The sequence below is a fragment of the Actinopolyspora mortivallis DSM 44261 genome (assembly GCF_000384035.1).
GTDB lineage: Bacteria > Actinomycetota > Actinomycetes > Mycobacteriales > Pseudonocardiaceae > Actinopolyspora > Actinopolyspora mortivallis.
The window spans coordinates 1,145,876-1,164,755 of sequence record NZ_KB913024.1 but is presented as its reverse complement, the minus strand read 5'-3'; the positions used below and the strand labels follow the sequence as shown (position 1 = coordinate 1,164,755).

Below are 18,880 nucleotides of genomic sequence, written 5' to 3'. Positions count from 1 at the left end.
TCAACCCCCTGAATACCGTTCTCCCCCGTCGTGTTCCGGTCCCGTTGCCGGAACCGTCCCGTCGGGATCCTCCGACGGAACCGTGCTCTGTCGAAACCCGCTCCCGTCCCCGGAACCGGCATCGTCGCGGTCACCGCCCAACGCCCGGTGCACCGTCTCCGCCGTGCGTCGGCCGAAACCGGGCACGGCCGCTATCTCCTCCACCGTGGCACGCCGGATCGCGCGCACCGACCCGAAGTGGGTGAGCAGAGCCTTCTTGCGGGTCTGACCCAACCCCGGGATCCCGTCGAGCTCGGAGGCGCTCACCCGTTCGGAGCGTTTCCTGCGGTGGTAGCTGACGGCGAAGCGGTGCGCCTCGTCGCGTACCCGTTGCAGCAGGTACAGCCCCTCGCTGGTGCGGGGCAGGATCACCGGATCCGGCTCGGCCGGCAACCACACCTCCTCCAGTCGTTTGGCCAGCCCCACCACGGCGACGTCGGTGATGCCGAGCTCGGCCAGTTCGTCGGCCGCCGCGTTGGCCTGCGGAGCCCCGCCGTCGACCACGAGCAGGTTCGGCGGATAGGCGAACCTGCGCGGCTTGCCGGTCTCCGGGTCGACCCCGGCGTCGCCCGGATCCCGCGCGGCACCGGCGGAGTCGTCCTCGGACGTCCCGCTCGTGGGGACCGCGCTCGTGGTCGCGTCCGGCCGCACCCGCCGAGGTGTCGGCCCCTCCACGGACTCGGCGGTCTCCCGGAGGTAGCGCTCGAACCTGCGACGCACCACCTCGGCCACGGCGGCGGTGTCCCCGCCCTCGGACCCCCCGCGCACAGCGAAACGGCGGTACTCGGACTTGCGGGCCATCCCGTCCTCGAAGACGACCAGGGAGCCCACCACGTCGCTGCCCTGAACATGGCTGATGTCGACGCACTCGATGCGCAGCGGGGCGCTGTCCAGCCCGAGCGCCTCCTGCAACTCCTGCAGGGCGGCCGAACGCGCGCTGATGTCCCCGGCGCGCCGCAGCTTGTACTGGCGGAAGGCCTCCTCGGCGTTGCGGCGCACGGTCTCCAACAGGCTGCGCTTGTCCCCCCGCTGCGGGACCCGCAGCCGCACCCTGCTCCCCCGGAGCTCGCCGAGCCACTGCCCCACGGCCTCCGGGTCCTCGGGCAGTTCCGGAACCAACACCTCACGCGGCACCGGCGACCCGCCACCCGCGTCGGCCTGGTCGGCCAGGGCCGCCTGCTCGCCGTAGAACTGGGTGAGGAACTGTTCGACCAGCTCGGCGGTGTCGGTGCGCTCGACCTTGTCGATGACCCAGCCGCGCTGGCCGCGCACCCGTCCGCCCCGCACGTGGAAGACCTGCACGGCCGCTGCCAGCTCGTCCTCGGCGAAGGCCGCCACGTCCGCGTCGGTGCCGTCGCCGAGTACCACGGCCTGCTTCTCCATCGCGTGCCGGAGCGCCTCCAGGTCGTCCCGCAGCCGGGCGGCACGCTCGAACTCGAGCTCGGCGGAGGCCTCCTCCATCCGCTGTCGCAGCCTGCGCATCATCGCGTCGGTGCGTCCGGACAGGAAGTCGCAGAACTCGTCGACGATGCGGCGGTGCTCCTCGGCGTCGACCCGCCCGACACAGGGCGCGGAGCACTTGTCGATGTAGCCCAGCAGGCACGGGCGCCCGATCTGGGCGTGACGCTTGAACACCCCGTTGGAGCAGGTCCGCGCGGGAAAGACCCGCAACAGCATGTCCAGGGTCTCCCGGATCGCCCAGGCGTGGGCGTAGGGGCCGAAGTAACGCACTCCCTTGCGACGCGGACCGCGGTAGACGTGCAGCCGGGGGAACCGCTCGTGCAGGGTCACGGCCAGCACCGGATAGGACTTGTCGTCGCGGTAGCGGACGTTGAAGCGGGGGTCGTACTCCTTGATCCAGGAGTACTCCAGCTGCAACGCCTCCACCTCGGTGTTGACCACGGTCCACCGCACCCCGGTGGCCGTGGTCACCATCTGTCGGGTGCGCGGATGCAGCGCGGACAGGTCGGCGAAGTAGGAGGCGAGCCTGCTGCGCAGGTTCTTCGCCTTCCCGACGTAGATGACCCGCCCGTCGCCGTCGTGGAAGCGGTACACGCCGGGCGAGGTCGGGATGGTTCCCGGAGCTGGTCGGTAGGTGGACGGATCGGCCACGCCCCCAGCCTACGTGCGTCCCCGGCGGGGTTGACCAAGACGGTGCTCCGCGCGGTCGGGCCCGGGCCCCGCCGTCGAACGGCTCACCGCCGTGGCGGCCGGTAGTTCTCGATCCGCCGCAGCAGGGACCGGATACGCAGGGCGTACAACGGCGACAGCGCGTAGCCGGGGTAGCTGGCGAACCAGCTGGCGCTGCCCAGACTGACCGCGTCGGCCCCCGCCCAGAAGTACTCGCGGCAGTCGTCGAAGTCACGGATGCCGCCGGTGGCGATGACGGGCAGGGTCACTCCCGCGTTGCGCAGCTCGGAGACCACCCGCAGCCCCACGGGCTTGATCGCCTTGCCGGACAGACCGCCGAACCCGTTGGCCAGCAGGGGGTCACCGGTCTCCGGATCCAGCCGCAGCCCCTTGACGGTGTTGATCGCGGTCAGCGCGGACACGCCGTGCCGCGCGGCCAGCCGCGCGTGCTGGAGGTAGTCGTAGTCCGGTGAGAGTTTGAGGATGACCGGGTGGTCACTGCGGGGCACGGCCTCGGCCAGCACCGAGTCGATGATCGCGTTGAAGTCGAAGTTGACGTTGTGGCAGGAGACGTTGAACTCCACCGCCGCGATCTCCCCGGGGGGGACGGCGGCGTTGATCCGGTCCACCAGCGTGACGAACTCCTCGGCGGAGAAACCGCCGACCGAGATGATCGTGTTCTGCCCCCGGGTTCGGGGATAGTAGTCCCGCAGGTAGGTGTCGATCCCGACGTTGCACCAGCCGAAGGCGTTCAACCATCCCCCGTCGACCCGCCGCAGCGCGCGGCCGTAGCGACGCAGCAGACCGGGAAGCTCCCGCAGCGACCACACGTCCTTGTTCGTGAAGTGGCCCTCCCGGGGTTCGACCGTCAGGGTCCGCGTGGTCACGGCCCCGAAACGCTCCAGGGGGACGAACCGCGAGATGGGACTCATGCCGTAGGGAATGAGCCGGGAGTTGGCCACGCCGTAGCCCAGCAGGCTGGAGGAAGTCACCAGACGGTTCCGCAGCCGTATGTCCCCCAACCGCACGTGCGGTCCCGCCGTCTCGTCGGCACGAACCAACCGCAGGTTGCGCTCCCGGGCCAAACTCACGATCTCTCCCCTCACCGCCTGCACGGCGACCGACTCGGTGTCGCGCTCATTCTCCCGCACCGCCGGACCGCGCTCGGCACCACGGGTTACCGTCCGGCGGGAGCCGCCGCGCACCGCCGGGTCCGGGAGTCATTCGAGCTGACCGATCTCCCGCCGCAGTTTCCGCAGTTCGCGCATGGCCAGTACGGCGCGCTCCCCGTCGAAGGCCTGGATCGCCGTGATCGGCTCGTACTCGTCGTCCGGCAGTTCCAGCCGGGCGCAGCTGGCCCCTTCGGGGAAACTGATCCCCCGCACCTCGGACCAGGGGTAGTACCGGGTGAGGACCGCGTTGCGCACCTCCACTCCGTGCTCGTCGGCACGCAGTCTCGGGCGCAGGGTCAACAGGATGAGCCCGGCCAGCACCGCTCCGATGCCCGCCATCGCGACCTGGTCCGAGACGGTGAGCAGCACACCGTTGGCGGTGCGGCGCAGCATCAACGCGGCGATGCCGCAGACCACGAACACCACGGTCGCGGCCGGGATGGCCACCTTCCGCACCCGCACGGGGCGCGCCAGCACCACGTTGTCCGTCCCCGTGGAAGCCGTCACAGGAAACCCCGTTCACTGCTGTAGTCGCCGCGAAGCTCCCGCAGCACCAACGCCGTCTCCAACGCCGCCGTCATGGCCTCGAATCCCTTGTCCTCGGCTGAGTCCTCGAACCCGGCACGCTGCACGGCCTGTTCCCTGGTCTCCACCGTCAGCACCCCGTTGCCCACGGCCGTGGCCTCGTCCAGGGCGACCCGACCCAGCCCCGAGGTGACCGACTCGCAGACGTACTCGAAGTGCGGAGTCCCCCCGCGGACCACCACTCCCAACGCCACGACCGCGTCGTGGTCGTGCGCCAGCTGCTGGCAGACCACGGGCAGTTCCATGGAACCGGGAACCCGCACCACCCGGGGCTCCGCCGTCCCGGCCTGCTCGGCCGCGTCCAGGGCCCGCCGCAGCATCCGGTCGGCGAGCTCGGCGTGCCAACGGATCGCCGCGACCGCGGGACGAACGCCCGGGGCGTGCGGAACCCGCACACGCGGACTGCCCTCGCCGCTCATGCCGTCACCTCCGAGCCGTCCCCGAGCGAGGAGTCTTCACCGTCGTCCAGGTACTGGAGTTCGTGCCCCATCCGGTCACGTTTGGTCCGCAGGTAGCGCAGGTTCTCCGCGTTCGGCCGGATCGGAAGGGGTTCCCTGCCCACGATACGCAGCCCGTGGCTTTCCAGCCCCACCCGCTTGTCCGGGTTGTTGGTCAACAGCCTCATGGAGCGAACCCCGAGGTCGGAGAGGATCTGCGCGCCCTGCCCGTAGTCCCGGCCGTCCACAGCCAGCCCCAGCTTGAGATTGGCGTCCACGGTGTCGGCGCCGGCGTCCTGCAGCTGGTAGGCCTGGAGTTTGTGCATCAGCCCGATGCCGCGGCCCTCGTGGCCGCGCATGTACAGCACAACGCCCCGGCCCGCCTCGGCCACCCTGGCCAGGGCGGCGTCCAGCTGGGGGCCACAGTCGCAGCGCAACGAGCCGAGCACGTCGCCGGTCAGACACTCCGAATGCACCCGCACCAGGATGTCCTCACCGTCGCCGATCTCGCCGTAGACCAGCGCGAGGTGTTCGATGCCGTCCAGCAGGCTGTCGTAGCCGAAGGTGCGGAAGGTTCCGTGTTCGGTGGGGATGCGGGCCTCGGCGACCAGCTGGACCTGCTTCTCGAAGCGCCTGCGGTAGGCGATCAGGTCGGCGATGGTGATCAACGCGAGATCGTGCTCGGAGGCGAACACCTCGAGTTCGTCGCGCTTGGCCATCTCGCCTTCGCTCTTCTCACTGACGATCTCACAGAGCACTCCCGCCGGGCGCAGCCCGGCGAGACGGGCCAGGTCCACCGCTGCCTCGGTGTGGCCGGAGCGCCGCAGCACTCCGCCCTCCCTGGCGCGCAGCGGGACCACGTGCCCCGGGCGGTTGAGGTCCTCGGCCGTGGAGTTCTCCGCGGCGAGCACGGTGATGGTGCGCGCCCGGTCGGCGGCGGATATCCCGGTACCCACGCCTTCGGCGGCGTCGACGGTGACCGTGTAGGCGGTGCCGTGCAGGTCCTGGTTGGCGTGGTACATGGGAGGCAGGTTGAGCCGGTCGCAGTCCTGCCCGGTCAGCGCGGTGCACACGTATCCCGAGGTGTAGCGCACCATGAACGCGAGCAGCTCGGGAGTGGCCTTCTCCGCGGCGAAGATCAGGTCGCCCTCGTTCTCGCGGTCCTCGTCGTCGACGACGACCACCGGCCTGCCCGCCGCGATGTCGGCCAGCGCACGGTCGATCTCGGCGAAACCCGCGTTGTTCACCTGCTGTGCACCCCCATCGCCGGGGTTCGACTCGTTCGAGCTCACCGCGATTACTCCCTGCCTTCCCCATTGTCCACCGCACCTGCCGTTCCGGTGCGGGCGAGCCGGTCGAGTTGGGGTCTCAGTAGTCGTTCCACGTGCTTGGCCAACGCGTCGACCTCGATGTTGACCCGATCCCCTCGGGCGCGCAGGCCCAGCGTGGTCAGCTCGCGGGTGGTGGGGATCAGCGCCACGCTGAACTCGTCGTCACCGGCCTCGACCACGGTCAGCGACACGCCGTCGACGGTGACCGATCCCTTCTCCACCAGGTAGACGCTCAGCCGTTCGGGCAGCGAGATCCTGGTGAGCCCCTCGTCGTCGGAGTCGACGAGCGTGCCGGTGGCGTCCACGTGTCCCTGCACCACGTGTCCGCCCAGCCGGTCCCCGAGCGCCATCGCGCGTTCCAGGTTCACCCGGTCGCCGACGTCCAGCCCTCCGAGGGTGGAACGACGCAGGGTCTCGTCGACCACGTCCACCGTGAACCGTTCCCGCGTGGTCCCGACGGCGGTCAGGCACACTCCGTTGACCGAGACCGAGTCCCCGTGGGCGAGGTCGGAGGTGACCGTCGAGGCGCGCACGGCGATCCGCGCGCCCCCGGGGACCGGATCGACAGCGGCGATCTCCCCGAGTTCCTCCACGATTCCGGTGAACACGTGACACCCTCCTTCGGGCGTTCCGTCGGCCTGGAGCGCTCACCTGAACGAGTGAACCGAGGCCGCTGTTTCCACTCTATCCTTCCATGGGAACAGCACTGATCCACACGTCCGGTCCACACATGGTGACCCGTTCGAAGTAAAAGCGCCATGCCTGGGAGAGGCTCACCACGCCCGCCTCACCGAGCGCGGACCTGCCCGAGCCGAGCAGCGCGGGAGCCACGAAGGCCTGCACCCGGTCGATCACCCCGGCTCGCAGGAACGCCCCGGCCAGCGTGGGACCGCCCTCCAGGAAGACCTCCACCACGCCCCGTTCGGCCAGCACGCGCAGCGCCTCCCCGGGATCCCGTCCGCGCAGCCGAAGGGTCTCCGCGGAGTCGTCGAACACCCTGGCCCCAGCCGGAAGCTCCCGGTCACCGAGCACCACCCGCAGCGGCTGGCGCCGGAGTGGGACACCGGACTCGTCACGCACCGTCAACCGCGGATCATCAGCCTGCACCGTCCCCGTCCCCGCCAACACCGCGTCACAGCCCGCCCGAAGCCGGTGCACCTCGGCGCGGGACTCGGGGGAACTGATCCACTGGCTGGTGCCGTCGACAGCGGCCGAACGTCCGTCGAGGCTGGCGGCGTACTTCCAGGTGACGTGCGGACGCCCGTTCCGGACGAAACGCAGCCAGCCACGCAACGCACCGGCCGAGACCTCCTCGGCGAGCACCCCGCCGGCCACGGCCACACCGGAGTTCGCCAGCTCCTCGGCTCCCCCCGCCGCGGACGGGTTGGGGTCGTCGACCGCATGGACCACCCGGGCCACCCCGGCCTCCCGCAGGGCCACCGCGCAGGAGCCGGTTCTGCCCACGTGCGCGCAGGGTTCGAGAGTGACCACGGCGGTACCGCCCCGGGCCGCCGAGCCCGCCTCGCGCAGTGCGACGACCTCGGCGTGCGGGCCGCCCGGCGGACGGGTGGCACCGGTTCCCACCACGGACCCCGCCTCGTCGAGGATCACGCATCCCACGGGAGGGTTCGGACTCGTGCTTCCGCGCACCCGCTCAGCGAGCTCGGCGGCCCGACGCATGGCCTCGACGATCCGGGGGGAGCGCGCCCACCGCGAGTCCGTCATCGGTGACCGTGGGCGAAGGCGTCCGCCGCCCGGGAACGCAGCTGTTCCACCGCGCGTTCGGGCTCGTCGGCGCCGTAGACGGCGGACCCGGCCACGAAGCAGTCCACACCGGCCTCGGCGGCCTGCTCGATCGTGTCGGCGTTGATCCCGCCGTCGATCTCGACGAGCAGGTTCAGGTGTCCGGTATCCACCATGCGGCGCGCCGCGCGCACCTTGTCCAGCACCTCGGGCATGAACCTCTGCCCGCCGAAACCGGGCTCCACGGACATGACCAGCAAGGTGTCGTAGTGCCGGAGCAGGTCGGTGTACGGATCCAGCGGCGTGTTCGGTTTGATCGACAGTCCCGCGTTGGCTCCGGCCGCGTGCAGGTTCTTGGCCAGCGCGACCGGCTCGGCGGCGGCCTCGACGTGCACCGTGACGTTGTGCGCGCCCGCCTCGGCGTATCCCGGTGCCCACCGGTCGGGGTCCTCGATCATCAGATGGCAGTCGAGCGGCGTGCCGGTGTTGCGCAGCAGCGACTCCACCACCGGCAACCCCAGGGTGAGGTTGGGAACGAAATGCGCGTCCATGACGTCGACGTGCAGCCAGTCGGCACCCCGTCCCGGTCCTCCGACGGCGGCCATCTCCTCGGCCAGCCGCGCGAAGTCCGCGGACAGGATGGACGGCGCGATCATGGGCTGATTCGACACAATGGGATGATAGCTCCCCCGATGCGGTCACCCCGCACTGTCCCGCAGCGTTGCGGCGGGAAGGCCGTCCCCACCGGCGGCCCCGGCGGACGAAACACCCCGCCGGGGCCGGAAACCCCGCGAACCGGCGCCTCGGGACCCCTCTCCCCGGACGAGTCGCTACCCCTCACCACGGGCTCGACGCCGGATCAGCAGGTACGCCAGCAGCAGCACCCCCACGAACGGCAGTCCCGCCTTCCAGGCCATCGCGAACTGCGGGGTGAACGGGGTGGTCAACAGCACCGCCAGCACGAAGACCATGGCCAGCACGGTGGTCACCGGCGCCCCCGGCAACCGGACCGGAGAGGCGGGCAGCCCCGCCGCCGCCCTGCGACGTCGGAAGGCGAGCTGGCTGGCGAAGATGATCAGCCAGGTCAGCAGCGCCCCGAACAGCGCCATCCCCAGCAGCACCGGGAACGCGGTGGCGGGGGACAGCGCGGACACGGCGGCGGCCAGCGCGAGACCGGCCGCGGAGAGCACCAGCGACCGGCGCGGCGTGCCCTGGCGACTCAACCCGGCGAACCAACGCGGGGCGTAGCCGTCCCTGGCCAGCGAGTACGTCATCCGGGAGGTGACGTAGAGGTTCGTGTTCATCGCGGACAGGGCGGCCGTGAGCACGACGAAGTTCATCACCCCCGCGGCGGCGGGCACCCCGGCGGCGTCGAACAACCGCACGAACGGACTCTGTGTCAGCTCCTCACCGGTGGAGACGCTGTTCCACGGCAGGATGGACACGATCACGAACATGCCCAGCAGGTAGAACAGCGCCAGCCGCAGCACCATGCCACGGGCCGCCCGGGGCACGTCCCTGGTGGGGTTGCGCGACTCGGAGGCGGTCACCGACACCGCCTCAGTGCCCAGGTAGGAGAAGGTGACCACGGTCAGCGCCAGCCATACCGCCCCGATGCCGTTCGGCAGGAAACCTCCGTGCTCGGTCAGGGCTCCGGTTCCCGTGGCGGGTTCACCGGGAAGGCCGAAGAAGATGGCGACCAGCCCCAAGCCCACGAACACCACGATGGTCACGACCTTGATCATGGCGAACCAGTACTCGAACTCGCCGAAGTAGCGCACGGCCGAGGCGTTGACCGCGAGCATGATCGCCGAGAAGGCGACCACCGGCGCCCACAACGGGATCTCGGGATACCAGAAGCGGAAGTAGATTCCCGCCGCGACGACCTCACTGCCGATGTTGACCACCTGGGCGGCCCAGTAGATCCACCGCTGCACGAAACCGGCCATGCCGCCGAGGTAGCGGTGCGCGATGGCCCCGAACCCGCCGGCCTCGGGATGGACCACCATCATCTCGGCCAGCGCGTACGCCAGCGCCAGAGCCACCAGCGCCGCGACGGCGTAGGCGAGGAGTACGGCGGGTCCCGCGATCGATATCGCCAACCCGGACCCGAGGAAGAGCCCGGTGCCGATCGCCCCGCCCACGGCGATCATGCCGACCTGTCTGCTGTTGAGATCCCTGCGTAAACCGCTTTCGCGTTCCCGCACCCGTTCGTGTTCCACCCCGGGGCCCTCTCTCGGTCACTCGACTGTCCGAAAAACGCCAGTCAACCCTAGGCAGGCCCTCCGAAAGGGTGACGACGTGGTGGAACCGGGATTGCCGGTGGTCAGGCGGACCGCACATCCCCGCGGGGCGGGAAGGCCGGGCCGCTCGGCCGGGCGAGGGAACTACGCCCCGATGTCCTCGTTCCACAGTCCGGGAGAGGCGGCGATGAACTCGCCCATCATGCGCATGCACTCGGCGTCGTCGAGCAGGACCACCTCCACGCCGTTCTCGGCCAGCCAGTCGTGGCCGCCGCAGAAGTTCCTGGCCTCGCCGATCACGATCCGTCCGATGCCGAACTGACGCACCAGTCCGCTGCAGAACCAGCACGGGGACAGGGTGGTGACCATCGTCGTGTCGCCGTAGTCCCGCAGTCTGCCCGCGGCGCGGAAAGCGCTCGTCTCCGCGTGCGCGGTGGGATCACCGTCCTGCACCCGTCGATTGCGTCCCCGCCCGAGGATCTCCCCCCGGGAGTCGACGAGGGCCGCCCCGACGGGAACACCGCCCTCGCGCGCCCCGAGGGCGGCCTGCTCCGCCGCCACCGCCAACCAGCGCCGGTACTCGCGCAGCCTGCTCCGGTGATCCATCGGCTCCACCCTCCACGTTCGACATGCCACGCCCGGCCACGCCGTCACGGCGGCCCGCCGAACGCGACGACGGGTCAGCCCGGCAGGGAGATCTCCACCGGCGTGCCGTGCTCCACGCTGCGGCTGACGGTGCACTTCCGGGCGATGGCGCGTTCGACGGCCTCAACCAGTTTCGCACGCTCCGTCCGGTCACCCATCCCGGAAAGGTCCACGTCGAAGGACAGCCGCACGGAGGCGAACCGGTCGGGGTCCCGCTCGTCGAGCTCCCGGTCGGCGTGCACCGTGACCGGGGTCCGCTGCCCCAGTCTCCTGGTCAGCAGGTTCTCGCTCGTCAGCTGGGCACAGCCGGCGATCGCGGCCAGCAGCAGTTCGCCCGGGGTGAAACCGTCCTCCGCGTCCTCGTGGGCGATCGTCACCCGGCCACCACGGCCGTTGGACGCGGTGAACGTGGAGCTTCCGGTCCTGGTCACCGTCACGGGAGTGGACACCGTGCACACCTCTCGAATCCGCCAGCGGGTACTTCTCGACAACGTCTCCCGGATGCCGTGGGCACCGGGTCGACAACGACCTGGGTCGGGCTCAGACCCGCAGCAGGGCGCAGAACATCGCGTCCGTTCCGTGCCGGTGCGGCCACAACTGCACGAAGGGCCCCTCCCCGAGGTCGGGAACACCGGGGAAGCAGGCACGGGCGTCCAACTCCCGCGCGTCCGTCTGCCGGAGGACGTCGTTCACCACACCGGTGGTCTCCTCCGGATGCGGGGAGCAGACCACATAGGCCACCACCCCTCCCGGACGGGTCACCGTGAGCGCGGCACGCAACAGCTCCCGCTGCAACCGTACGAGCTCATCGACGTCCTCGGGTCCCCTGCGCCACCGGGACTCCGGTCTGCGCCGCAGCGCACCCAGGCCGGTACAGGGAGCGTCCACCAGCACGCGGTCGTAGGAGTCGGCCTCGCCGAAGTCGCGCCCGTCGGCGACCCGCACGGTGACCGAGAGCCCCTGGGTGGCCGAGGTGACCAGTTCGGCACGGTGCTCGGCCTGCTCCACCGCGTCCAGTGTGCCGCCGTCCAGGGTCACCAGCGCACCGAGCAGATTGGCCTTGCCTCCCGGCCCGGCGCACAGGTCCAACCAACGGGTGTCCGAACCCTCGATCTCCGGTTGGGTCAGTGCCAAGGCGGCCAGCTGGCTTCCCTCGTCCTGGACGGCGGCGAAGCCCTCCCGCACCGCCTCCAACTGTCCGGGGTCCCCGGAACCGGCTTCGAGGTGCACACCGTAGGGAGAGTAGGGAGCGGGGTCGCCGCCGGTGACGGCGGCCAGCTCGTCCGCGCTGATCTCACCGGGACGGGCGGCCAGGTGCACGGCGGGGCGTTCGTCGTCGGCGGCCAGTGCCGCGTCCAGCTCCGCTGTTCCACCGAGCGCGTCGGCGAAGGCGCGGGCGATCCACCGGGGGTGGGCGTGCCGGAAAGCCACGTGTCCCACCGGATCCTCGTCCGGGTCCGGGGCGAGCCTGCTGACCCACTCCTCCTCGGTGCGTTCCCCGACTCGCCGCAGCACCGCGTTGGCGAAACCGGCCAGTCTGGAGCCGCTGTTGGTTCGTACCAGCTCCACCGTCGCCCCCACCGCCGCGTGTCCCGGTATCCGGGTGCGCAGCAACTGGTAGGTCCCCAGCCGCAGCGCGTCGAGCAGCAGGGGATCGATGCGTTCCAGCGGCCGGTCGCTACAGTCGGCGATCACCGCGTCCAGCAGTCCCCGGGCCCGACAGGCCCCGTAGGCCAGTTCGGTGGCCAGGGCGGCGTCCCTGCCGGAGACGCGGTGTCGACGCAGCATCCCGGGCAGCACCAGGTTGGCGTAGGCGTCCCGTTCCCGCACCGCGCGCAGCGTCTCCAGCGCGGCGGTGCGGGCGGGGTCCTCGACCGGGGGTTTGGCCCGTTCGGCACGCCTGCGGGGTGGACGGGAGTTCTTCGGCCGGGAGTTGTCCCGGCCACGTTCGCGACTCACTTCAGCACGGTTCCTTGTTCGATGTTCACGCCACGTGCCCAGTCCGTGGCCGGCATACGTTTCTTGCCGTGCGCCTGCACCTCGCCGAGTCGCACGGGGCGCGTGGCGGTCCCGACCAGGACCCGACGACGCTGCACGACGATCTCACCCGGTCGCGGATCCCCCACCGTCGAGGCGTCCTCGGTGAGGACCTCCACCGGGCCCAGTTTGAGGCGAGTGTCCCCCAACCATGCCCAGGCCCCCGGGTCCGGGGTGACGGAACGAATGATCCGGTCGACGACGTGCGCCGGCAGGCCGAAGTCGACCTTGGCGTCGTCCACCGTCACTTTCGGGGCATAACTCACTCCCTCGGCGGGCTGTGGTTCGGCACGGACGGTACCCTCCTCGAGGGCATCCATCGTGGACACCAACAGCCGGGCTCCCGACACCGACAGTTTCTCCAGCAGCGAGCCGCTGGTGTCGGTTGGCTCGACCCGTTCGGTGACCATACCGAAGGTCGGCCCCGCGTCCAGTTCGGGAACGATGCGGAACGTCGTCGCCCCCGTGATGTCGTCACCGTGACGGATCGCGGCCTGCACCGGAGCCGCTCCTCGCCAGGCGGGCAACAACGAAAAGTGCAGATTCACCCATCCGTGTCGGGGGATCGACAGCGCCCGTTCCCGCAGCAAGGCTCCGTAGGCCACCACGGGGCAGCAGTCCGGGGCCAGGGCGGCGAGCCGGTCCAGAAACTCCGGATCCGAGGCCCGTTCCGGAGTCAGCACCTCGACCCCGTGCTCCTCGGCGCACTCGCGAACAGGAGAGGGCACCGTCCTGCGCCCCCGGCCCGAGGGAGCGTCCGGGCGGGTGACCACACCGACCACCTCGTGCCGGGATGCCAGCAGCTCGCGCAGGGCGGGAACGGCCGGAGCCGGTGTCCCCGCGAATACCAGACGCATGATCCAGTCCCTTCAGAACGACGAGTGCGGATCCTGTCCGACCACCACTCCGGAACCGTCGAACCAGGAAGCCGCGCGAATCGCACGAAGCGCGCTGCCACGCTCCCGTTCGTCCAGGCGGTCCAGGAACAGTACTCCGTCGAGGTGGTCGACCTCGTGCTGCAGACACCGCGCCAACAGCTCGGAGCCACTCACCTCCACCGGTTCCCCGTACATGTTCCAGCCACGGGCGAGTGCGACCCGACGACGACGGCATCTGCGGAACAGCCCGGGCACGGACAGGCATCCCTCCGGCCCGTCCCGCGTTTCCTCCCCGGACCACCGCAACGAGGGATTGACCAGATGACCCGCGTAACCGTCGCAATGGTACGTGAACACCCGCAGCGCCACGCCCAGCTGGGGAGCGGCGAGTCCGGCGCCGCCCCGTTCCTCCATGGTCTCCCACAGATCACGCACCAGCGCCCGCAACCGCCGGTCGAAATCGACGACCTCGACACTCGTCCGTCGCAGGGCCGGATCCCCGAACCTGCCGATCCGCCGGACAGTCACACGCTCCCCCGCCGTCAGGACGTTGTCGGCCAGTGTAGTACCTCCTCACGGAGGGAACGGGTCACCACACTCCCGACGCGGGGAGCGTGGTGACCCGTTCCCGACGGCCCCACCGCACGAGCGGAGCCTCCCACGAGGACTCCTCAGGGAGTGGCCGTCAGCGCCTCGGCCGTGTACCGGCAGGAGGGTGACCACAACAGGAACGAGTCGATCCCGTTCGTCCTGGTCGCCTCGATCTGCGCCCGAACCTTGTCCGGTCCGTAGTGCACCCCGAGACTGAAATCCTGCAACCAGGGAATCACCTCGGCCCCCGTGCCCTCGACGGCGCTTTGCCAGTCCCGCAGGGAACGATTCACGATCTTGTACGGTTCGTTGTTCGGATCAGCCACGTCGTACTCACCGGCACCCCAGTGGGAGGGATAGATCATCGGGGCCACATAGTCCACGTAGGAGGCGATTCTGGGAATGTTCTGCCCCACCGACTCGGGTCGGTTGACCGTGATCCCGAACACCGAAGCACCGAGGAAAGTGTCGTGACCGCGAAGTCGATCACGGGTCTGCTGCAGGAAACCCGCGATGCTCTCCGAGGGCGTCGAGTCCAGCCCGGTGAAACGCATACTGCCGATGTCACCGTCCGGCCTGCGGACGTAGTCATAGAGGATGTCGTCGAAGCCGAGCCGGGCCGCCTCCTCGGCTATGTCGACGTTGTAGTCCCGAACCACCGGGTTGGCGAAGTTGGTGAACGAGTAGTCCCCGTAGCCACCGTTGTAGGGACCTCCGCCCGGGGTCTGCACCACGCGCTCCCGGTGACCGGACTTCCAGGACGCCTCGGCCAGCACCGGGTCCTTGAAGGCGACCAGCCTGCCCACCACACGGACGCCGAGATCGTGCAGCTGCTCGACCGTCTTCTTCGCGTCGAAGTAGCCCTTGTCCGCGCCGATCCGCTCGGCCAGGGCCACCCCGGAGTCGTACTGGACCTCACCGCTCTCGTCCTTGAGGTCCAGTTCCACGGTGTCGATGCGCCCCTCGCGGGCCATCCGCAGCACCGGTTCGCGCAGCTGGTCGCTGGCCCAGGCCATGCCGCTCATGTGCACCGCGCGCATGCCGGGATGGTCCATCTCGACCCGCACCTCGGCGGAGGAGCTGTTGCCCGCCCGGTCCCCGGCCGTCACGGTGACCGTGGCCGGCGGGTCGTCGAGCTCCCTGCTGAACCGCCCGGATTCGTCGGGGCTGACCCGCTGGCCGGCGACCTCGATCCAGTCCGCACCCCGGGCGCGCCCCTGGACGGTCACCGGCTCGGAGAAGGACTCGCCGGTGACGCTGTCGGGGGTTTCCAGCTCCGGCGCGGTTGCGTCCACCGTGAAATCCCGTTGCAGGGTCCGGTTCCAGGGCAGCGAACCGGATCTCACCTCGACCCGGAGCCGGTGCTCACCCTCGGAGAGCTTGCCGGGACGTAACACGGCCCCCTCGTCGTTCACGCTGACGGGGACGGGGTTTCCGTCGACCGTGGCGGTGACCTCCGTCGGGGACTCCGCCCGGACCTCGATGCCCTGCTCCGCCACGTCCGCCGGACGCACCGGGTGGTCGGGAAGACCGGACACTGTGGGCCGTTGCTCGTTCGTCAGATAAGCCACCCAGATTCCCCCGACCACGACGAGCAAGCCCGCCGCGCTCAGCAGAATCCTGAACCAGGAAGAACGGGCACGCCTGCGAGGGGGCCTCTCCGACTTCGTTTCGTCGGAAACGTTGATGTTGTCTTTTTCTTCTGGCGTCGGTTCAACCATCGTGTCACCTCACCTGAATCACCACGGTAAGCCGACGCCGTGCCGCTCGCAGATCGCGACAAAACGTCGTATTCCACGGTGACAGGGACCAATAATTCGGGCAATGCCCGGCATGGAGTAACCAAAACCGGGCCGATGTTGTCTACAGTTCGGAATTCATGAGGAGTTCCCACCGAGCAAGACAGTCCACTCGTCACAGCACCCCGCGCCCGCGTGCGCTGCTCGCGCTGTCCGTCTCCGTCGGACTCCTGTTCGCCGGGGGCTGCGCCTCGCCCGGGAGTTCGGAGGCCGACCGCGCGGAGAGCTCCCAGTCGTCGACACCGGACTCCACACCCGCGCCGTCCCCCACCACTCCGGCACCGTCCGAGGTGGGGGCCAACGAACTCGGGGAGATCCCCGTCCTGATGTACCACCGGATCACCCCCGAGCCCACGAGCGTCTACGACCGCACCCCGCGACAGTTCCGCGCCGAACTGCGCAGACTGGCCGAGGAGGACTACGTCCCGGTGACCACCTCCGAGTACGCCACCGGGAGGATGGACGTTCCCGCGGGCAAACACCCGGTCGTACTGACCTTCGACGACGCCGCGGAGAGCCAGTTCCGGCTGAACGAGGAGGGGAAACCGGCGGCGGACACGGCCGTGGCCATCCTTCGCGACGTGGCCGCCTCCCACGAGGACTTCCGCCCCGTGGCCTCCTTCTACGTCACCAACCCGCCGTTCGGCGGCGAACAGGCCGAGCGGAAGCTGCGGTGGCTGCACGAACACGGGTTCGAACTCGGCAACCACACCCTGGACCACCCTACCCTGTCCACCGTCTCCGCCTCCGAAGTGACACACCAGATCGCGGGGATGCGCCGCGAGATCCTCGACGCCGTCCCCGACGCCGAGGTGAGCACGTTCGCCCTGCCGCGTGGAGTCCACCCGGACAGCGAACAACTGGCCCGCAGCGGGGAGTCGCGGGGAACGCGCTATCACCACGACGCGGTGCTGCTGGTCGGAGCGCGTCCGGCACCCTCTCCCCACGCGGCCGGTTTCGACCCGCTGAACGTGCCCCGGATCCGTTCCCAGGGCGACTCCGGTTCCGGAGCGGAACTCGGCTCGACCGCCTGGCTGGACAAACTCGCCGCGGAGCCCTCCCGCAGGTACACATCGGACGGGGATCCCTCGGTGGTCTCCTACCCCGCCGACAGCTCGGTCACCCCGGCCGCGGAGTCCGAGCGGGAGTTCAACCCCTACTGACCCGGCTCAGATCAGCTCCAGCGGATCCAGCCGGACCCGAACCGGGTCACCGCCGCTCCGGGCGTGCGCGGCCTGCGCCGTCCACAACGCGTCCGCCAGGGCACGCCCCTGCTGCCGGGGGGCGCGGACCAGGGCACGTTCGCGCGGCCCGGAGTCGGTGTCCTCCTCCAACGGGACCGGCCCCAGCACCTCCGCCCCCTCGGGAAGTCGGATGCGCTCCAGCAGGGCGGTCACGGCCGAGGCGGAACCGTCCACCGAGGCGACCCGTTTCACCGGGGGGAAGCCCAGCTCGTTCCGGGCGGCCAGCTCCACCGAGGCGTACCAGCGCGGATCCCACCGCACCAGGGCCTGCACCTGGGTGAACGAGGAGTCCGCCAGTACCACCACACGCCCGCCCCGGTCAGCGGGGCGCACCAGGCTCGCCGCCGCCAGCCACAGCCGCAGAGCCTGCTCACCCGCCCGCAGGTCGGGACGGGACAACAGGGCACGGGCGTCCAGCAACAGTGCCGCCCCGTATCCCCCCGCGACGGGAGGCTCGGCGCCGGGAGTGGACACCACCAGTGACGGACCGGACGGCACCCGGTCCAGGATCCTCCCCCCTCCCGAGGTACGTACGACGACCCCGCTGAAGGCCCTTCCCAGTTCCTCGGCCGTGCGGCTGGCTCCCACCACGATCGCGCGCAGCCTGTCGGAGCCGCAGTTGTCGCAGCGGAAACCGGCCTCACCGTGTCCGCACCAGCGGCAGGAGACCGGGGTGATCTCCGTTCCGAGGCGTTCCCGCACAGCCAACGGCCCACCGCAGTGCCGACACCGGGCGCGTTCCCGGCACCCCGCGCAGGCCAGGGCGGGCACATACCCCTTTCGGGGGACCTGCACGAGTACCGGCCGGTTCTCCCGCAGGGCGTTCCTGGCGGCCTCGAAGGCCACGGCCGGCAGCCGCGCCGCCCGGGTGTCCGGATCCCGTTCCAGCTGGCGGTCGTCCTCGCCGACGGCGGTGACCCGGGGGGCCCGCGCGCGCACCGTGGGGCGCGGGGCCACGATCTCGCGGGCCCAGCCCGACTCCACCAGCAGACCGGCCTCGGCGGTCCGGGCGAACCCTCCGACGAGCAGCGCCGCACCCACCGCGTGGGAACGGTGGGTCAGCACGTCGCGGACGTGGGGATAGGGAGCCCGGGGGTAGGCGTGCAGCTCGTCCCCGTCGTCCCAGACGACCAGCAGACCGGGCTCGGCCACCGGGGCGAACACGGCCGCCCGGGTTCCCACCACCGTGCGCACCTTCCCCCGGTGCACCGCCAGCCAGCGGCGGTACCGCTCGGCCGGATCCAACTCTCCGGACAGCGCCACGAAACGTTCCGCCCCCAGCAGCTCGGTGCAGACTTCGCTCAGCCTGTCCAGATCGCGCTGGTCGGGCACCACCACCACCGTGCCCCGTCCCGCCGCGGCGGCCGTGGCGACCAGCTCGGCCAGTCTCCTCGCCCAGTCCTCACCGGGCAGCGCCTGCCACACCGCACGGGCGGGCCGGCCCGCGTGGACGGCCTCCAGGAAGGTCCGTCCGTTCTCGTACTCGCCCCATCCCGTACGGGAGGGCGCGGCGGGGGCGGAGGCGGCTTGGCCCGCGGGCTCGTTCTCGGCCCCGGCGTGCCTGGGAGGAACGGCCAGGCTCACCACGTCACTCATCGTCCCCGCGTAACGGCGGGCCACCGCCCGAACCAACTCCAGGGTCCGTCCGGACAGCACGGGCTCGGTGGAGACGACCCGCTGCAACCAGGACAACCGGCCGGCGTACTCCGATTCGGCCACCCGTTCGAGCAGGAAACCGTCCAGCAGTCTGCCGTTGAACCGCACTCGGACGCGGCACCCCGGCACGGCCTCCGCGTCCCACCGCGCGGGGATCAGGTAGTCGAAGGGCCGGTCCAGGTGGTGTGGTGACACGTCGACGAGCACCCTCGCCACCGGCAGCTCGGCGGCGGGCACCCGGCTGCCGCCCCGGGATCCCCCTCCCCCCGCGGCTTTCGACCTCGACACGCGACCTCCCCCTCACCGGTACGGACCGGCGGGAACCCTACCGACTTCCCGCCCATCCGCCG

Annotated in this window: 17 protein-coding genes; 1 reads left to right on the top strand and 16 read right to left on the bottom strand. The window is 70.5% G+C overall.

Features of this window, described 5'->3' with window-relative positions; all coding sequences use genetic code 11:
* The 15 genes from uvrC to ACTMO_RS0105640 all read right to left on the bottom strand — a co-directional run bounded on the left by uvrC (position 1) and on the right by ACTMO_RS0105640 (position 15,552).
* Positions 1–2,151, bottom strand: a complete 2,151-nt coding sequence (gene uvrC, locus ACTMO_RS20420; protein WP_019853707.1) for an excinuclease ABC subunit UvrC — start codon at positions 2,149–2,151, stop codon at positions 1–3.
* An 83-nt stretch (positions 2,152–2,234) separates the two neighbouring features.
* Entirely contained in the window at positions 2,235–3,260 is a 1,026-nt protein-coding gene (locus ACTMO_RS0105705) for a beta/alpha barrel domain-containing protein (RefSeq protein ID WP_084792309.1), read from the bottom strand.
* A gap of 129 nt (positions 3,261–3,389) precedes the next feature.
* On the bottom strand, positions 3,390–3,848 hold the full coding sequence (locus ACTMO_RS0105700) for a PH domain-containing protein (protein WP_019853705.1): 459 nt from the start codon (positions 3,846–3,848) through the stop codon (positions 3,390–3,392).
* Positions 3,845–4,345, bottom strand: coding sequence for a 6,7-dimethyl-8-ribityllumazine synthase (gene ribH / locus ACTMO_RS0105695; RefSeq protein WP_019853704.1), 501 nt, complete (start codon positions 4,343–4,345; stop codon positions 3,845–3,847). The genes ACTMO_RS0105700 and ribH overlap by 4 nt, the downstream gene beginning before the upstream one ends.
* Positions 4,342–5,610, bottom strand: coding sequence for a bifunctional 3,4-dihydroxy-2-butanone-4-phosphate synthase/GTP cyclohydrolase II (locus tag ACTMO_RS0105690; RefSeq protein ID WP_051099202.1), 1,269 nt, complete (start codon positions 5,608–5,610; stop codon positions 4,342–4,344). Before ACTMO_RS0105690 ends, ribH begins: the two co-directional genes overlap by 4 nt.
* 50 nt (positions 5,611–5,660) lie before the next feature.
* A complete protein-coding gene (locus tag ACTMO_RS0105685; protein WP_019853702.1) occupies positions 5,661–6,302 on the bottom strand; it encodes a riboflavin synthase in 642 nt (213 codons plus the stop codon).
* 76 nt (positions 6,303–6,378) lie between these two features.
* Positions 6,379–7,419, bottom strand: a complete 1,041-nt coding sequence (gene ribD, locus ACTMO_RS0105680) for a bifunctional diaminohydroxyphosphoribosylaminopyrimidine deaminase/5-amino-6-(5-phosphoribosylamino)uracil reductase RibD (protein WP_019853701.1) — start codon at positions 7,417–7,419, stop codon at positions 6,379–6,381.
* A complete protein-coding gene (gene rpe / locus ACTMO_RS0105675) occupies positions 7,416–8,093 on the bottom strand; it encodes a ribulose-phosphate 3-epimerase (protein WP_019853700.1) in 678 nt (225 codons plus the stop codon). Before rpe ends, ribD begins: the two co-directional genes overlap by 4 nt.
* A 174-nt stretch (positions 8,094–8,267) precedes the next feature.
* Entirely contained in the window at positions 8,268–9,659 is a 1,392-nt protein-coding gene (locus ACTMO_RS0105670; protein ID WP_019853699.1) for an amino acid permease, read from the bottom strand.
* 165 nt (positions 9,660–9,824) lie between these two features.
* On the bottom strand, positions 9,825–10,286 hold the full coding sequence (locus ACTMO_RS0105665) for a nucleoside deaminase (protein ID WP_019853698.1): 462 nt from the start codon (positions 10,284–10,286) through the stop codon (positions 9,825–9,827).
* 74 nt (positions 10,287–10,360) lie between these two features.
* The gene (locus ACTMO_RS0105660) at positions 10,361–10,774 is read right to left on the bottom strand and encodes an OsmC family protein (protein ID WP_033401741.1); all 414 of its coding nucleotides are present in this window, start codon (positions 10,772–10,774) and stop codon (positions 10,361–10,363) included.
* 91 nt (positions 10,775–10,865) lie between these two features.
* On the bottom strand, positions 10,866–12,284 hold the full coding sequence (locus ACTMO_RS0105655) for an RsmB/NOP family class I SAM-dependent RNA methyltransferase (RefSeq protein WP_019853696.1): 1,419 nt from the start codon (positions 12,282–12,284) through the stop codon (positions 10,866–10,868).
* Positions 12,281–13,219: a methionyl-tRNA formyltransferase gene (gene fmt / locus ACTMO_RS0105650; protein ID WP_019853695.1), complete on the bottom strand. Its 939-nt coding sequence runs from the start codon at positions 13,217–13,219 to the stop codon at positions 12,281–12,283. Before fmt ends, ACTMO_RS0105655 begins: the two co-directional genes overlap by 4 nt.
* A gap of 12 nt (positions 13,220–13,231) precedes the next feature.
* Positions 13,232–13,768, bottom strand: a complete 537-nt coding sequence (gene def / locus ACTMO_RS0105645) for a peptide deformylase (RefSeq protein WP_019853694.1) — start codon at positions 13,766–13,768, stop codon at positions 13,232–13,234.
* A 143-nt stretch (positions 13,769–13,911) separates the two neighbouring features.
* Positions 13,912–15,552, bottom strand: coding sequence for a putative glycoside hydrolase (locus ACTMO_RS0105640; RefSeq protein ID WP_026448911.1), 1,641 nt, complete (start codon positions 15,550–15,552; stop codon positions 13,912–13,914).
* 158 nt (positions 15,553–15,710) lie between these two features.
* Here ACTMO_RS0105640 and ACTMO_RS20410 point away from each other — a divergent pair, with 158 nt between their 5' ends.
* Entirely contained in the window at positions 15,711–16,793 is a 1,083-nt protein-coding gene (locus ACTMO_RS20410) for a polysaccharide deacetylase family protein (protein WP_157062798.1), read from the top strand.
* Between the two features lie 6 nt (positions 16,794–16,799).
* On the opposite strand, the gene ACTMO_RS0105630 is transcribed toward ACTMO_RS20410, so the two are convergent.
* A complete protein-coding gene (locus ACTMO_RS0105630; protein WP_157062797.1) occupies positions 16,800–18,818 on the bottom strand; it encodes a primosomal protein N' in 2,019 nt (672 codons plus the stop codon).
* Positions 18,819–18,880: the final 62 nt, after the last annotated feature.

Bases quoted from the DNA above. Each gene is read 5' to 3' on its own strand.
- ribH (WP_019853704.1), bottom strand. From the start codon at position 4,345: ATGAGCGGCGAGGGCAGTCCGCGTGTGCGGGTTCCGCACGCCCCGGGC.
- ribD (WP_019853701.1), bottom strand. From the start codon at position 7,419: ATGACGGACTCGCGGTGGGCGCGCTCCCCCCGGATCGTCGAGGCCATG.
- rpe (WP_019853700.1), bottom strand. From the start codon at position 8,093: ATGATCGCGCCGTCCATCCTGTCCGCGGACTTCGCGCGGCTGGCCGAG.
- ACTMO_RS0105665 (WP_019853698.1), bottom strand. From the start codon at position 10,286: ATGGATCACCGGAGCAGGCTGCGCGAGTACCGGCGCTGGTTGGCGGTG.
- fmt (WP_019853695.1), bottom strand. From the start codon at position 13,219: ATGCGTCTGGTATTCGCGGGGACACCGGCTCCGGCCGTTCCCGCCCTG.
- ACTMO_RS0105640 (WP_026448911.1), bottom strand. From the start codon at position 15,552: ATGGTTGAACCGACGCCAGAAGAAAAAGACAACATCAACGTTTCCGAC.
- ACTMO_RS20410 (WP_157062798.1), top strand. From the start codon at position 15,711: ATGAGGAGTTCCCACCGAGCAAGACAGTCCACTCGTCACAGCACCCCG.